This window comes from Mesorhizobium sophorae (genome assembly GCF_002270415.1).
GTDB lineage: Bacteria > Pseudomonadota > Alphaproteobacteria > Rhizobiales > Rhizobiaceae > Mesorhizobium > Mesorhizobium sophorae.
On the sequence record NZ_NNRI01000022.1, the window covers coordinates 659,775 to 674,706 of the forward strand.

Here is a 14,932-nt window from a genome sequence, read left to right on the forward strand (position 1 = left end):
CGCCTGCCACGCCAGCCCGGAGTCCGTCAGATGTCGAACGATCCCCTTTTGCAGCCCTATAAACTCAAGCATTTGACCCTTCGCAACCGCATCATCGTGACGTCCCACGAGCCGGCCTATCCGGAGGATGGGATGCCGAAGGAGCGCTATCTTGCCTACACGGTGGAGCGGGCGAAAGGCGGCGTGGCGATGACGATGACGGCCGGGTCGGCGGCGGTCTCGAAGGACAGCCCCCCGGTCTTCAACAACCTGCTCGCCTACAAGGATGAGATCGTACCGTGGATCAAGCAAATGACCGATGCGGTGCACGAAGAGGGCGCCGCCATCATGATCCAGCTGACCCATCTTGGACGGCGTACCCGCTGGGACAAAGGCGATTGGCTGCCCGTTGTGGCTCCATCCCATCATCGCGAAGCCTCACACCGAGCGTTTCCCAAGAAAATTGAAGACTGGGATATCGAGCGCATCATCAAGGACTTCGCGGACGCCGCCGAGCGGATGAAGGCAGGCGGGATGGATGGCGTCGAGCTCGAGGCCTACGGTCATCTGCTCGAACAGTTCACGTCTCCTCTCACGAACGAACTTGACGGTCCTTATGGCGGTTCGCTCGATAATCGCATGCGCTTCTGCATGGATGTCTTGAAGGCGATCCGGTCACGGGTGGGCGAGGACTTCATCCTGGGCGTGCGATATACCGCGGACGAATGCCTCCCCGGCGGCACTGGCAAGTCGGAAGGCCTTGAAATCTCCAAACGCCTCAAGGAAAGCGGACTTATCGATTACCTCAACGTGATCCGCGGCCACATCGACACCGACGCGGGCCTGACGGACGTCATTCCGATCCAGGGAATGGCGAACGCCCCACACCTTGATTTTGCGGGAGAGATCCGTGCCGCGACCAACTTCCCGACCTTCCATGCGGCGAAAATTCCGGATGTGGCGACTGCGCGCCACGCGATTGCGTCGGGCAAGGTCGACATGATCGGGATGACGCGCGCTCACATGACCGACCCACACATCGTGCGGAAGATCATCGAAAAGCGCGAAGACGAAATCAGGCCCTGTGTCGGCGCCAACTATTGCCTTGACCGCATCTATCAGGGCGGGGCGGCATACTGCATTCACAACCCCGCCACTGGTCGCGAACTGACCATGCCGCACATTGTCGCCAAGGCCGAGACCCGTAAGAAGATCGTCGTCGTCGGTGCAGGTCCGGCCGGCCTCGAGGCCGCCCGCGTGGCGGGTGAGCGGGGGCACGAGGTCGTGGTGTTCGAAGCCGCGAGCGGACCGGGAGGGCAAATCCGCCTGACAGCACTGAGCCCACGCCGCAAGGAGATGATGAGCATCATCGATTGGCGCATGGCGCAGTGCGAAAAACACGGAGTGAACATCCAGTTCAATAGCTGGGCGGAAGCCGAAACCATCGAGGCTCAAAACCCGGACGTCGTCATTATTGCCACGGGCGGGGTGGCGCACACCGACGTCCTTTCGAAGGGCAACGAGCTGGTGGTGTCTTCATGGGACATCATCTCCGGAGACGTGAAGCCGGGAACCAATGTCCTCATCTACGACGACGCGGGTGACCACGCGGCACTCCAGGCCGCGGAATTTCTCGCGGGCGCCGGAGCGAAGGTTGAAATCATGACGCCGGACCGGTCCTTCTCACCCGAGGTCATGGCAATGAACCTCGTGCCGTACATGAGGTCGCTTCAAAAACTCGATGTGACCTTCACGGTCACGTATCGGCTGGAGTCTGTTGAAAAGAACGGCAACCAGCTCATTGCCCATGTCGGCAGTGACTATGGCGGCGTGTCCAAACAGCGCATCGTGGATCAGGTTGTCGTCAATCACGGCACCATTCCGCTCGACGACATCTATTTCGAACTGAAACCGAAATCGACCAACCACGGCGAGATTTCGCACGATGAACTCATCACCGGACAACCGCAGTCGGTGGTTCGCAATGCGCAGGGCCAGTTCCAACTCTTCCGCATCGGCGACGCCGTTTCAGCTCGCAACACCCACGCTGCGATTTACGACGCACTTCGCTTGGCGAAAGATATCTGATTGGCGAGGCGGACAAACTCGTCCGCTCAATCACGACAAGGGTTGGCCCAGCATCACCCGGCCACTCCAGCGACGCCGCAACTGTCGTCAACCGGCAATTGGTACGGAATCGCACTATCGATTGATCTGCATCTTGGACGAGATCAAAATGAGCCGGAGGTGACCATGGGGAAGGAGCCGCATGAGCATCGCCAGACGGACAACAGGACCTGTCGGCACTGCCAGGGACTTTCTGGCGGTAGAGCTGGCAAGTTCGCGATACGGCGATATCGTCTCTGTCAAAGCGGCAATCAAGACAACTCGCAGGGACGCGCCTTATCTGCAGGATACAGATGACGAGTTGACCGAGGAGATCGTCGACTTGGCTAGGGAACTGGGACTGGCCGTCCTTTTTGACGCTCGCGATTGATCGATTGCCACGGGCTCCGCCAGCCGCCGGTGCCGGTCGGTGCGAAATCGGCAATTGGCTCATGGCCAACCCGGAAGGTGGAACACCGAGTAGACTCTCATGGTCTCGACCGGCCCGGCCTGGCGGTACCAAAGATTGATTCCTTCCCAGCGGTTTCCGGCTCTTGTCGAAGCATCCCAGCGCGATAATTCCCTTGAAGGCGTGGGCGCTTCTCCCTCTCGACAGGAGACTGCCATGAAACATCAGACACTCGATCAACTGCATGCGGTCGCCAAGATTGAAACTTCGGCCGCATATTCGGAAATGACACGCAACCAGCGCATCGAACGCTGGGCGGAACTTCTGGAGCAACATCCCGAGCGATGCCTTGCCGCGTTTACAGGTACCGAATATCTGCACCTGGAGGAACGTGCCAGCGTGCGGGGGGACGGATCAGCACTTGCCGTTGCCTTCGACGATCCGGTGTTGCGCGCATGCGGCCTGAAGGATGACACGTATGGCGAGGCCAGGCGGTTCTTCAAATTGAGCGACTGGCAACTGCACGAAATCGTCTGCGATTGTCATGTCGGCGCAACCATGAAGGCGCATTGGGCTGCGGCGCGGGTTCGCACAACGCTTGGAGGAAACGGATTCTTTGCATGGCTGAGGCAAAGGATCATGTACTGAGTTGGCCGGTTTGAGGTGAGGATCGTCACCTGTCCGGACCTCGATACGATCCCCACCTGACCGGTTTGGGTCAAGCTGAAGACGGCGTAGGTTGCCGGGGCAACATCTTCGTAGTCATAGCTGTCGCCGCTTGGGACAAACCAGACGGAGAGCGTTCTGGTTGCCGGATCGTATTTGGTGTTTCGGGTCACAGTCGACGGCATTTTGGGCACCCGTTGCACGCGTTGCTCTGCACCACCTACCCTGTGGATAGACCCCAAATACGCCCATCATTCCAAACATCCGCTTGCAAGAAGCCCTAGACTGGGAATCTAGGGGAATCGGGTGGATGTCGAGCAAGCCGAGTAGTCGCGTCGTGTTGTGCACGCTGCTGGCGATTGCCGGCTGCACTTCCGCGCCGGGCAAGGACTTCTTCACCGAGACCATCGACAGCCTGCATGCCAAGAACTCGCCCTTGCGGTCGGGATATACCGGGACTGGCGCCGTCACGTCGGCCGCCGGCCAGGCACAGCGCTTCAACGGCGCGCAATATCAGGGCTCGGGCCAGTTCGTCTCCTCCGGAGCCCCCGTCACCAAGGTGACGACCGATGGCTCGGGCCAGTTCGAGCTCAATCTGGTCAACGCGCCGATTGCCGAGGCGGCCAAGGCCGTGCTCGGCGATGCGCTTCACCTCAACTACATCGTCGACCCGCGCGTGCAAGGCACGGTGACGCTGCAGACATCGCAGCCGGTGTCGAAGGATGCGCTGGTCGACATCCTGCAATCGGCGCTTGCGGTGAATGGCGCCGGCATCACCAACCGCGCCGGCACCTACCAGGTTGTGCCGCTTTCCGAAATCATGTCCAGCACGCCGCCAGTCAGCGTGCCGTCGACGTCACCGTCCGGCCCCGGCGTCAAGGTGCAGGTGCTGCAGCTGCAATTCATCGCGGCCGACGAGATGAAGACCATTCTCGAACCGATCACCCGCCAGGGCTCGGTGCTGCGGGTCGATTCCACCCGCAACCTGATCACCGTCGCTGGCAACGACAGCGACCTCAATGCCATTCGCGAAGCGGTTTCGGTGTTCGACGTCGACTGGATGCGCGGCATGTCGGTCGCGCTGCATCCGCTGAAGACCTCCAAACCGGAAGCGGTTGCCGCCGAACTCGATTCGATTTTCGGCACCAAGGATGGGCCAGGCGCCAAGCTCATCCAGTTCATCCCCAACGACAGGCTGAATTCGGTGCTGGTGATCACCTCGCGCCCGGCCTATCTCGCCCGTGCGGCGAGCTGGATCAACAAGCTCGACAGGCTGGCCGAGACCAACGAAAGCCAGCTTTTCGTCTACCAGATCCAGAACCGCCCGGCCAAGGAACTGGCCGCGGTGCTGAGCTCCGTTCTCGGCACCACCGTCAAGACCGAAGGCGACTCGGGCGGCTCTAACGTGTCGCCCGACCAGACCCCGATCGCCATGCAATCGGATGGCGTCACGCCGGTGCCGTTGACCGGGCCGTCGCCTTCGCTGCCCCCGCAGGACGGACAGCCGCCCGCCCACGCCACGGTCGTCGCCGATATCGAAAACAATGCGCTGCTGATCCAGACCACGGCGCGCGATTACGAACGCATCGAGCAGATCCTGGCCAAGGTCGACGTGCTGCCGACGCAAGTCATGCTGGAAGCCGTCATCGCCGAAGTCACGCTCAACGACGAGCTGAAATACGGCCTGCGCTGGTTCTTCGAGAATGGCGGCATGAAGATCTCGCTGTCCGACGTGGCGAAGGGCGCCGCCGCGGCGGCACTGCCTGGCTTCAACTGGAGTTACGCAACCGACAACATCCAGGTGACGCTGAACGCACTCTCCAGCATCACCGACGTCAATGTCATCTCGGCGCCAACCATCATGGCCCTGAACAACCAGAAAGCGATCTTGCAGGTCGGCGACCAGGTACCGATCGCCACAAGACAGGTGGTGGACCAGTCGTTCGGCAGCGCGCCGGTCGTCTCGGTCGAGATGAAGGACACCGGCGTCATCCTGACGGTGACGCCTCGCATCAACAATGCCGGCAGGGTCATGCTCGACATCGAGCAGGAGGTCAGCAATGTGACGAAGACGACGAGCTCCGGCATCGATTCACCGACCATCCAGCAGCGCAAGATCCAGACCCGCGTTCTGGTCAATGACGGCGAGAGCCTGGCGCTGGGCGGCCTCATCCAGTCGCGCAACAATGTCGACCGCACGCAGGTGCCGATCCTCGGCGATATCCCGATTATCGGCAACGCATTCAAGCAAAAGACGGATAGTATCGGACGCACCGAACTGATCATCTTCATCCGGCCGCATGTTGTCCGCGACATCAACGAAGCCCGCGAAGTGACGGACGAATTCCGCGGCAAGATCAGTCTGCAGACGCCGATCCAGAAGCGGCGCGGCGGCACCAAGCTGCAACAGGATCTGAAGAGGCTGGCGTATTGACGATGGCTGCGCACCCATCTCTCGTGCTGGCTGCCACGGTCGCCCTGGCGGCGGTTCTGGCCGCGATTTCGATCGCCGATTACCGCAGGCAGATCATCCCGGACGGGCTCAACCTGGCTCTGGCGGCGCTCGGCCTTGGCTATCAGATGGCGGCGGACGCGGACGGCCTGCCGCTGCGGCTCCTGTTTGCAGCCATGACTTTTGCCGCTGCCTGGCTGATCCGGCGCGGTCATTTCCTGATGACCGGCAGGATCGGGCTCGGCCTTGGCGACGTCAAGATGCTGGCCGCCGCCGCATGCTGGATCAGCCCGCTGCTGTTGCCGGTGCTGCTGTTCATCGCCAGCGCCAGCGCCCTGCTGTTCGTCGGCGGGCACGTGCTTGCGACAGGGCCCGCAGCGGCGCGGGCTCGTGTTGCCTTCGGTCCGTTTATCGCCATCGGCCTCGGCTGCAGCTGGGCGCTGGAGCAATTTGCAGGTTTGAACATGGGACTGCTCTGATGATCACTCAGCGCTTCACTCGACTTTCCGAAAAATCCGGCTGCGCCAAAAAATCTGTCGGCGTCAGAAAATCTGTCGGCGCCAGAAAATCTGTCGGTGAAAGCGACGATCGCGAAGGCGGCTTCACCCTGGTCGAGCTCCTGGTCGTGCTCGCCATCATCGCGTTGATCGCGACGCTGGCCGCGCCGCAGGTCCTGCGCTATCTCGGCTCGGCCAGGACCAACGCCGCCAAGGCGCAAATCCGCAACATTGAAAGCGCGCTCGAGCTCTACTATGTCGACAACGCGAAATACCCGACCGCGGAGGAGGGGCTCTCGGCCCTGGTCGCCGCGCCTACCGGCGAAGCGCGCTGGAACGGACCCTATCTCAAGGGAACAACCGGCCTGAAGGATCCGTGGGGGAGGCCTTATTCCTACGAAGTGAAGGCCGATGCGAGCGGCGTGGTCATCCGCAGCCTGGGCAAGGACGGCAAGCCGGACGGAACTGGCGAAGACCAGGACGTCAGCAACTGAGGGCCTGGGAGTCACTTCGTGCGCGGCAGCACCTGGGCATTTGCCAGGTCGAGGCGTGCAAAACCTCTCGCTGAATAGGCCGCACCATCCCGCAAAACCGAGATGGTGAAGCGCACGGCGGCGGGCAGGCGCCGTGGTACGGTCCAGCTCGGCGACCACGACGAGGCCGCCGCCGCACCGTCGAGATATTCGAACTTCATGGCGCTCACGCCGCCGATCAGCCGCACCGGTTCGCCCGGTGTCGACGTGCCGGGTTCGCTCCCGCGCCGTGTTTTCTGGACGATGGCCAGCGCGCCTCCGACCTGGCCAAGCGAAACAGCAATTTCGCGCAGCGCGGAGGATTTGAAACCGATCGCCTGAACGGCGCTGAATTCGATCCGGGCACCGTTGCCGTTGAGATAAAGCACCATGTCCGGCGACGACTTGGACAAGGGCAACGGCTCGGCATGGCTGATCGCCGTTTCCAGAAACCGCGATGCTGCGTCGACCTCCATCTGGAATTCGGTTGCCTTTTCGATGCGCATCATCGTTCGGGCCTGGCTGAGGAAGACCATCATCAGCGACGTAATCACGCCGATCAGGGCCAGCCCGACCAGCACGTCGATGAGCGCAAACCCCTCGACCGATGCCGATGGTCCCGGCGGCGATTTGCGGCCAGGCCGACGGGCGCCTGGAAGACGTTCCCGCAGCCTGCCGGCTCGGACCCTGGAACGAGCGCACAAGAACAGGCCACTCATGGGACAGCCGGGTCCCGCACGGGCACGAAGGTCAGGAATGGCCCGCCCGGAAACGCTCCACCGCTGTTCTCGATGACAACAGCGGTTACCTTTGCCTTCGACACGTCTATCGTGCGGGTCTTCAGGGTCCAGCCGGATTGCGCCGTGGTTCGGATTTGGGCTTCGTAGCCGGCCAGCATCACACGCACGGTCCTGGCCGCTTCGGCCTGGCGCTTGGCCACGGCGATGCTGCGGCTCGCCAGCACGATCGACTGGCTGGCAATGCCAAGCACAAGCGCCAGGATGGTCATGGCGACGATCATCTCGAGGATCGAGAATCCGTCTTCGGGGGAGGCTAGCGACGTCGACCCGGTCATGGCAGCGCGCGCCATGTCGGAAGTCCGGTCAGCCAGTTGACCGCGATGCGCGCGGTCCGGCCTTTTTGCTGCAGCGAGATATCCATGCCGGAAGCGCTGCCGTCGGGAAGGAAGGTGAGGACCGTCTGCCGGTCGGCGACGACGGTCTCCTGGCCGGTGACCACGGTCATTTTGACATCGTCCGGCAGGGCGACGATGTCTCGTTCGCCAAAACGGATGATGCGGGTGCCGAGATCGACAACGACCTGCTTCGGCCTGGCGGTGGCGATTGCCGATGTGCGCGACAGGCGCAACCGCATGGTGATCTCGCCGGCCAGCGTCTCCAGGTTCTTGGTGCGGTAATTGCTGACGAGCCCCGGCGCGGCGATCGCCGCGACGAGGGCCATGATCGCCAGCACGACCAGCATTTCGACCAGGGTAAATCCGGCCGTTGCTTCCGTCGATGCGCTGGCTTCCGGCGCGGCCGTCATTGCAGCGCCAGATCGTTGATGCTGAGGATCGTGGTCATCACCGAAATGACCAGGCTGCCGACGAGAAAACCGAGCGAAATCGTCAAGGCCGGCGTCAACAGCTTCAGCACCGTGTCGATCCGCCGCGTCAGCGTCAGCTGAAGCATTTTCGCGGCGCGATCCAGCACCACCGGAAGCGCATTCGCCTCTTCGCCGAGCGAGACCAGCGACATCGTCGCGTTGTCGAAAATCCCTGCCTTGACGATCGCGCCATGCAGGCGGGCGCCATTGGCGACGGTTTCTTCGATCGAGGCAAAGCTTGCCGCCAGTGAACTCTGCCTGGAAACGTTGGCGGCCAGCCCAAGCGCCTCGGTCATCGCCACGCCATTGCCGAGCAGCAGCGCAAGCGTTTCCAGGTAGCGCGCGACCACGGCATCCCTGACCAGCGCGCCGATCAACGGGACCTTCAACAGCCAATGTGAAAACTGTTTTCTGGCGCCTGTGGACCGGGACAGGAAAAGATAGGAAAGCAGGGCCAGCACCGCCGCCAGCGGGAAGACGAAGGGATAGTCCCTGAACACCGTGCCGAGCGCCGAAAGCACGGTCATGGTGAACGGCTTGGGGGCGGATGAGCCTTCGAAGATCGGTTCCAGCGCCGGCACCAGCACCGTCGCCAGAATGACCAGCGCCCCGCTCATGACCAGTAGCAGGAAAGCCGGATACGCAAGCGCCTCGACGATTGCCGCGCGGCGCTTGGCTGTTGCCTCGAACGTATCCGCCAGTCGCTGGCATATATAGGCCATCTTGCCGCTGCGCTCGCCGCTGGCGAGCAAGGCGGCAACCTCGGAGGTGATGCCCGGCAGGCCGGCAAATGCTTCGGCGATCGGCCGGCCGCCTGTCGTGAGATCGAGCACCGATTGCAGCTGTTGCCGCCGCTGGCGGTTGGCCTCGCCCGAGATAACCGCGTTCAAGGCACGGTCGACCGTGAAGCCGGCGTTCAGAAGCACTGAAAGCTCGGAAAACAGCCGGCTGAGATCGACCCTGCGGGTGAACGTCAGCGCGCTGCGCCCCGGCAGGCGAAGCTGCTGCCTTTCGCCGTTCACCGGGGCAAGATGGTAGGAGCGGCGGCCCTGCTGCGCCAGTTTGCGGGCGGCATCCTGCTTGGTCGACGCATCGAGGACGCCGGTCTCGGTGCTGCCGTCGACGAGATAGGCGCGATAGGCAAAGGCCGGCATCAGTCACCTCCTGCGAGATCGATGACGCGCCGGACTTCATCCATCGTGGTGACCTGCGATCGGGCAAGTGCGGTTGCGTGAACCGACATCGGCACGAGATCGTCTTCGGCCGCAATCTTCCCGATCTCCATTTCGCCGGCACCCTGGTCGATAAGTTCGGCGATGCGCGGCGACACCTGCAGCATTTCGTAGGTCACCGTGCGCCCGCTGTAGCCGGAGCCGTTGCAGGTGCGGCAGGCCGGAACTGTTTGGTCGGCGCCATGGCAGGTCGGGCAGACACGTCGCAACAGCCTCTGTGCGATGACGCCTCTGATCGTCGCGCCGAGCAGATAGCCGTCGATGCCCATATCGCGAAGGCGCGTGAGTGCGCCCGCAGCACTGTTGGTGTGGAGCGTCGAAAACACCAGATGGCCGGTCAGGGCTGCCTGGACCGCGACTTGCGCCGTTTCGCGATCGCGAATTTCACCGAGCAGGATTATATCGGGGTCCTGCCGCAGGATCGAACGCAGGGCAGCGGCAAAGTCGAGGTCGATCGCCGGATTGACCTGCAACTGGGTGATGCCGGCCATCCGGTATTCGACCGGGTCCTCGACGGTGAAAATCTTGACGTCCGGCCGCGAACGTTCTGCGAGGATGGAATAGAGCGTCGTCGTCTTGCCGCTGCCGGTCGGCCCGGTGATCAGCACGATGCCGTTGGCGGCTTGCGACATGTTGCGGATTTTCGCTTGCGCGGCGCCGTCGAACCCCAGCTTCTCCAACTTCAATTCGACGCCCGCGCGGTCGAGGATTCGAAGCACGATGGCTTCGCCGTGGATGGACGGAATGACCGAGACGCGCAGGTCGACGTCGCGGCCGCGCACGGCGATGCGCATGCGTCCGTCCTGCGGCAGGCGCCGTTCGGCAATGTTGAGCCGCGACAGGATCTTGATGCGGGTGGAGATGCCGGACAGCATCGCAATGGACGCAGTGTCGACGGTGGACAGCATGCCGTCATGCCTGAAGCGGATGCGGACGTGATCCTCGAGCGGCTCGATGTGGATGTCGGTGGCTCTCGCATCGACCGCCTTGTGGATGGTCTCGGCGACGAAGCGAACGATCGGCGCCTCGCGCGCAAAATCCTTCAACCGTTCGAGGTCGTCGGGGCCGAAATCCAGGGTTTCGCCACCGTTGCCGCCATTTGAAACGGCCGCGATTGCCGATTGCTCGATGCGGTCGATGCATTCGGCGATCATGCGCCTTGGCAATATGCGCAGCGCCAGCGTCCGCTCATAGTGAAAGGCGAGCGCGTCGATGGTTGCCGACGAGAACGGATCGGCCACGGCGACGACCAGCCGCTCGGCGTCCATCTGCAACGGCAGGATCGCATTTTCACGCAGATAGGCCAGCGGCACGCCTGCCAGCATTTCGGGGCTGACCTGTTCGGGAATCTCGACCGGCGTCGGTGCGTTCAGGTAGCGGCTGAGGCTGTTGGCAAGGTCCTGCTCGCCGATCAGGCCGAGTTCGGTCATCACCGTATCGAACGGGTGTCCAGATGTTCGCGATGCCCCCAATGCGCGCTGGGCGGCGTGCGCGGTCAGCACTTTCTCGCCCTCGAGAAAGGCAAGGAACGCCTCGATCCCCTGGGTCTGGCCCTGGGTCTGGCCAATGGGCTGCGAAGACGCGTTCATGAGCTCCACCCGCGCAGGATCCGCGCCGCCTCGGCGCCGAAAAGCACCTCGCAGCCGGCTGCGCCGACGACTGGCGGCAGTGCGGAGGCTGCAGGGACCGGGCTTCGGGCAACGCGCTGGAATGCCGTCGGGCTGAGCGGGGACCTCTCGATGATGAACCCGGCTTCGGCCGTGATCCCGGATCCGTCCCGCCTCACGACCACGTCGACCGTGTAAGCCGATGCGTCGGCCGGCGCTTCAGTGACCGATGCACTGCTGGCGCCGGCAAGAGCAGCGCGAAGACGGTTCGGCGCGCGATCGGCGCTGATCGTGCCACGCTTCGAGTTGACCGTGAAAACAGCGTGGAGGGTCTGCAAGGGCAACGACGCAAGTGCCGAAAACTCCTGCAGTTCGGACACCGATTCGAACGGCGCCTGCTTGTCTTGGGGCGGCCCGACAGGGCTTCTGGGCTGGCCAGCGAACAGCGTGGCATTGTCACGAAACCGGATCGCGGCCTTGGCCAAGGCTTGCGCCATCTCCCGCTGGAAGCCGAGCGATGCGAAACCAAGCGCCAGCAATTGGTCGTCCGCGGCATTGAGATCGATCAGCCCGTCATGATCCTGGACGCGGACATCGAAGCTGAAGCTTCCCTCCCGGCACGCTGCGGGTGTGGAATCCAGCGGCAATGTTTTCGCCCCCGAGCCGCCGACCAATTCGCTTGCAACCACATTGCCCAGGCCTTCGGCAAGCAGCGACAGGCGCTCCTGCTCGACCTCGTTGTTGGCGATCATCAGCCGCGACTTTGCCGTCACGGCAAAGGGGACGACGATGGCCGAGACAATCAGCATGAACACCAGCACGGCGACCAGCGAAAAGCCGCTGCTCGCGCTTTCGCCCCCTGAGTTCGGGCTTTCGTGGCGGTCGCTCATAGTTGCGGTTCATTTGGGGCTGGCAGCGGGACATCCGGGGCCGCTGGCGGGGCATTTGGGGGTGGTTGCGGGGCGTTCTTCCATGGCGGATAGAGCGGGACCCGCGCCACCTTGCCATTGCGCTCCAGCACGGCCTGATCCTTGTCGATCGCCGACACCGTCCAGCCGTCGACGGTCTCGCCGCTGCCGTACCAGATCGCGGTTTCGCTGCCGGCGACGCGCATCAGGGCCTTCGCCGCCCCACCGTGAATGCTGATGCCCAGAAGCGCAGGCGCGGCGGCGGGCGCGGCCTCGGGCGGTGGCGGCGTCTGTTCGACGGCGGCCGCGACGACCGCAACCGGCGGCGGCCCGGCCGGCGGGGCGACGAATTTCCGGCGCATCGGCGTGAACAGCGGCCGCTCGAACGTCTCGCTGAAATTGCCGGCCTCGGGAAACTGCAGCGCTCCCGCCGCCGAGGCCAGGCCGCCGTCATGCCCCTTGCCGGAGGCGACCGGCGAGATGTCGACCGGCGTGTCGTAAAGGGCGACATTGACCAGGACGAGCCCCGCGATCATGGCCGCAATCGCCAGCCCGGCGAATTTCCGGGTCATGGCTTGACCCCGCCGGGCGCCGGCGCCACCGGTGTTTGCAGCGGGCCGTAAAACAGGATTTCGGCAAAGATCTCCGGGTCGCCGGTGCGCCCGGCGACCGGCCCGACGTCGGTCGTGCGCAGAGTGGCCTCGCGAATGAAAAGCACCGGAAGCGACGTTTCGATGGCGAGAACGGCGTTGTGGATGCCCTCCAGCGGTCCCGAAAGGTTGGCCCGCAGCCCGATGAAATCGACGCCCGCTTCGCTCAGCACCGGCGCATTGCCGGCCGACAGCACGTTGACCCCGTTGGCCGTGGCAATCGCGTTCAGCCGGGTCTGCAGCCCGCCGCGAATGATCGCCTCGCTTTCGCCGGTGAGAAACTCGGGATTTGCCGCGGCCACGGGGCTGGCGGCGCTGTCGAGGCGCTTGGCCAGCGCCGCCACGCTCTGCAACTGGCCGAGAAGCTCGCGCTTTTCCTCGATCCCGGCTTGCGCCGCGGCGACGCTGTCGAGCCCCGCGAACACCGCCCAGGCCAGGACACAGGCCGTCACCGCCGCAAGGGCGAGCGCAATCAGGCGGCGGACCAGCGGGCTGGTGTTGAGGATCGCGGAGAGCATGGTCAGAGCGCTCCGATCTTTGCCGAAATGGTGAAGTGTTCGCCGTCCTGGCCAGGAACCCTGACCACCGGCGAGGCGAATTCGGGCGCCGAAAACAGCGGCGAATCGTCGATCGGTTTGATCAGTTCGGCGGCGGAAGCGGAAAAGCCAGTGATGGTCAGGTCGTCGCCCTTGGCCGACAGATCGGTCAGCCAGGCCGAGTCGGGAAGCAGGTGCGTCAGTTCGGCCCAGACGCGCACCAGCGACGCGGTCGTCTTCTTTTCCGTGCGGATTTTTTCAATTTGCTCGATGCCGGTCTGGCGCTTCTGCAGCGCGGTGCGTGCCGCCTTGGCCAGCACCTGTGCGTCGGCGATCTCTGTGTCCAGTTCAGCGCCGGCCTGCCAGGTGCGCCAATGCGCATGAGCGAGCGTGACCAGCGCTGCCGCGGCCAGCATCGAACAGGCCGTCACCCAGACGGTCCTGGCGCGACGGTCGCGCGCGGTCAGCGGCCAGATGGCGGCGAGGCTGAGTGGATCGGCCCGCAGCGTGCCCTCCGGTTGCGACAGCGACAGGCAGCGGATCGACCCGCCGGCCCGGCGGACCGTGTCAAGGACCGCGGCAAGCGTCTTCGCCTTGACGACATGGTAGACGCAGTCCTGCCCTACCTGACTGGCGAAGACCACATGCACTTGCGCCGGGTCGATCGGCGTCGAGGCCAGAAGGTCGAGCTCGGCCATGTCCCGCGCCTGCCGAAGCGGCAGCCGCCGCGCCGCCAGTTGCCGGGTCAGGAACAGCCCGGGCTGGATGCGGATATCGAAGCTCGGCCGCTTGCGCCGGGGCCCGCCCTGGAGAAGTGCCAAGATCTCATCCGAGGACGCGGTAAGCGCCAACGGGATCGATTGGAACTCCGGCGCATTGGCCTCGCGGGCGCGGATGCCGTCATCCGCCAGGCTGATGATCCAGTCGCTTGTGGAAGATTGCTTTTGTCCGCGCGCGACCCGCGACCAGACGCCTCGCAGCTCATCGAGCCACCAGTCGAAAAAATCCAGAACCTGCGCGTTGAGTGTCGCCACGACCAGCCGCCCGCCACCCGGCTGATTCTCAGCCGGGATTTTCAGGCCGAGACTACTACAATTGCTGGCGTGATGCGGATATTCGCGAAGGCGCGGAAGGTCGGTTGGCCACAGGTTTGTTGGATAGCGGTGCCCAAGCGCAACGCTGTGGCAGACCGGTAACGAAAATGCGGGCAGGCGATTGGTCTGCACACAACGACGGCAAGGAGAACATAGAAAAAAAAGCACTGTCACCGTAATTCGACAGTCGACAGATCAGTCAGGCCTGGGGTATGAAAATTTCGGACGGCAGCTTTACAAACATCTCTCTACCGACAACATCTTTAATATAGTTATCATCTAGCGGCAGGTCGCCGTTCTCGTAACTGCCCTTGATCGCCTTTATTCCGTCGATCCCAACTGTAACCAAAGCGATAGAGAAAGCGTTAAGTATAACTCCCGCCTTATCTCTAAATATTTCCGCTCCCTTTTTCGGGACAAGTGAGTAGAACTCGTCATAAGATATGTAGCTGTCTTCTATCTGAAGCCAATCAACATTAGACGACACTTTCCACCAGCCAACATTTTTTTCAATTCCTATAGTATTAGATCCGGCCAGCATCAAATCGCTCACGAATCTCGCAATGAGATTTTCTGGAACGTACGTATCTCCGATATACATCCTTGGATTGCTGGCTATATGTCCTAGCGCGTCCGTTATTATTTTCAGGTCAGATTCTGAATACGATTTGACCACCGG

At 62.9% G+C, this 14,932-nt stretch carries 17 protein-coding genes; 6 read left to right on the forward strand and 11 right to left on the reverse strand.

The annotated features are described in order from the left end of the window. Nucleotides 1-30: 30 nt before the first annotated feature. The 3 genes from CGZ66_RS34255 (at nt 31) to CGZ66_RS34265 (ending at nt 3,142) form a co-directional block, all read left to right on the forward strand. Complete coding sequence (locus CGZ66_RS34255; protein ID WP_095091066.1) at nt 31-2,067, forward strand: NADH:flavin oxidoreductase; 2,037 nt, start codon at nt 31-33, stop codon at nt 2,065-2,067. Nucleotides 2,068-2,248: 181 nt separating this feature from the next. Further along, nucleotides 2,249-2,476: a hypothetical protein gene (locus CGZ66_RS34260; protein WP_095091067.1), complete on the forward strand. Its 228-nt coding sequence runs from the start codon at nt 2,249-2,251 to the stop codon at nt 2,474-2,476. Between the two features lie 234 nt (nt 2,477-2,710). Then, entirely contained in the window at nt 2,711-3,142 is a 432-nt protein-coding gene (locus CGZ66_RS34265) for a hypothetical protein (RefSeq protein ID WP_095091068.1), read from the forward strand. On the opposite strand, the gene CGZ66_RS41195 is transcribed toward CGZ66_RS34265, so the two are convergent. Continuing rightward, nucleotides 3,037-3,345, reverse strand: coding sequence for a KTSC domain-containing protein (locus CGZ66_RS41195; protein ID WP_245331348.1), 309 nt, complete (start codon nt 3,343-3,345; stop codon nt 3,037-3,039). The genes CGZ66_RS34265 and CGZ66_RS41195 overlap by 106 nt on opposite strands. Before the next feature lie 125 nt (nt 3,346-3,470). On the opposite strand from CGZ66_RS41195, the gene gspD reads away from it, so the two are divergent. Genes gspD through gspG form a run of 3 tightly spaced genes read left to right on the forward strand, consistent with a single transcriptional unit; the run spans nt 3,471 to nt 6,603 of the window. Then, entirely contained in the window at nt 3,471-5,594 is a 2,124-nt protein-coding gene (gene gspD, locus CGZ66_RS34275; protein ID WP_095091069.1) for a type II secretion system secretin GspD, read from the forward strand. A 2-nt stretch (nt 5,595-5,596) separates the two neighbouring features. Further along, nucleotides 5,597-6,091: a prepilin peptidase gene (locus CGZ66_RS34280; RefSeq protein ID WP_095091070.1), complete on the forward strand. Its 495-nt coding sequence runs from the start codon at nt 5,597-5,599 to the stop codon at nt 6,089-6,091. Next, nucleotides 6,091-6,603: a type II secretion system major pseudopilin GspG gene (gspG, locus tag CGZ66_RS34285; RefSeq protein ID WP_095091071.1), complete on the forward strand. Its 513-nt coding sequence runs from the start codon at nt 6,091-6,093 to the stop codon at nt 6,601-6,603. Before CGZ66_RS34280 ends, gspG begins: the two co-directional genes overlap by 1 nt. 11 nt (nt 6,604-6,614) lie before the next feature. Here gspG and CGZ66_RS34290 read toward each other — a convergent pair whose 3' ends face one another. The 10 genes from CGZ66_RS34290 to CGZ66_RS34335 all read right to left on the reverse strand — a co-directional run bounded on the left by CGZ66_RS34290 (nt 6,615) and on the right by CGZ66_RS34335 (nt 14,929). Further along, nucleotides 6,615-7,340 (reverse strand): PulJ/GspJ family protein, encoded by a 726-nt coding sequence (locus tag CGZ66_RS34290; protein ID WP_095091072.1) that lies wholly within the window; start codon nt 7,338-7,340, stop codon nt 6,615-6,617. Continuing rightward, entirely contained in the window at nt 7,337-7,711 is a 375-nt protein-coding gene (locus CGZ66_RS34295; RefSeq protein ID WP_167392358.1) for a PulJ/GspJ family protein, read from the reverse strand. Before CGZ66_RS34295 ends, CGZ66_RS34290 begins: the two co-directional genes overlap by 4 nt. Continuing rightward, nucleotides 7,693-8,166: a GspH/FimT family pseudopilin gene (locus CGZ66_RS34300; RefSeq protein ID WP_095091073.1), complete on the reverse strand. Its 474-nt coding sequence runs from the start codon at nt 8,164-8,166 to the stop codon at nt 7,693-7,695. Before CGZ66_RS34300 ends, CGZ66_RS34295 begins: the two co-directional genes overlap by 19 nt. Beyond that, entirely contained in the window at nt 8,163-9,380 is a 1,218-nt protein-coding gene (locus CGZ66_RS34305) for a type II secretion system F family protein (RefSeq protein WP_095091074.1), read from the reverse strand. Before CGZ66_RS34305 ends, CGZ66_RS34300 begins: the two co-directional genes overlap by 4 nt. After that, nucleotides 9,380-11,047, reverse strand: coding sequence for a GspE/PulE family protein (locus CGZ66_RS34310; protein ID WP_095091733.1), 1,668 nt, complete (start codon nt 11,045-11,047; stop codon nt 9,380-9,382). The genes CGZ66_RS34305 and CGZ66_RS34310 overlap by 1 nt, the downstream gene beginning before the upstream one ends. Next, on the reverse strand, nt 11,044-11,955 hold the full coding sequence (locus tag CGZ66_RS34315; RefSeq protein ID WP_095091075.1) for a hypothetical protein: 912 nt from the start codon (nt 11,953-11,955) through the stop codon (nt 11,044-11,046). Before CGZ66_RS34315 ends, CGZ66_RS34310 begins: the two co-directional genes overlap by 4 nt. After that, nucleotides 11,952-12,545 carry a hypothetical protein gene (locus CGZ66_RS34320; RefSeq protein WP_095091076.1) on the reverse strand — a complete coding sequence of 198 codons (594 nt, stop codon included), beginning with the start codon at nt 12,543-12,545 and terminating at the stop codon, nt 11,952-11,954. The genes CGZ66_RS34315 and CGZ66_RS34320 overlap by 4 nt, the downstream gene beginning before the upstream one ends. Beyond that, on the reverse strand, nt 12,542-13,141 hold the full coding sequence (gene gspM, locus CGZ66_RS34325) for a type II secretion system protein GspM (protein WP_095091077.1): 600 nt from the start codon (nt 13,139-13,141) through the stop codon (nt 12,542-12,544). Before gspM ends, CGZ66_RS34320 begins: the two co-directional genes overlap by 4 nt. 2 nt (nt 13,142-13,143) lie before the next feature. After that, nucleotides 13,144-14,193 carry a PilN domain-containing protein gene (locus CGZ66_RS34330; RefSeq protein ID WP_095091734.1) on the reverse strand — a complete coding sequence of 350 codons (1,050 nt, stop codon included), beginning with the start codon at nt 14,191-14,193 and terminating at the stop codon, nt 13,144-13,146. 259 nt (nt 14,194-14,452) lie between these two features. Further along, complete coding sequence (locus tag CGZ66_RS34335; protein ID WP_143748937.1) at nt 14,453-14,929, reverse strand: hypothetical protein; 477 nt, start codon at nt 14,927-14,929, stop codon at nt 14,453-14,455. Nucleotides 14,930-14,932: the final 3 nt, after the last annotated feature.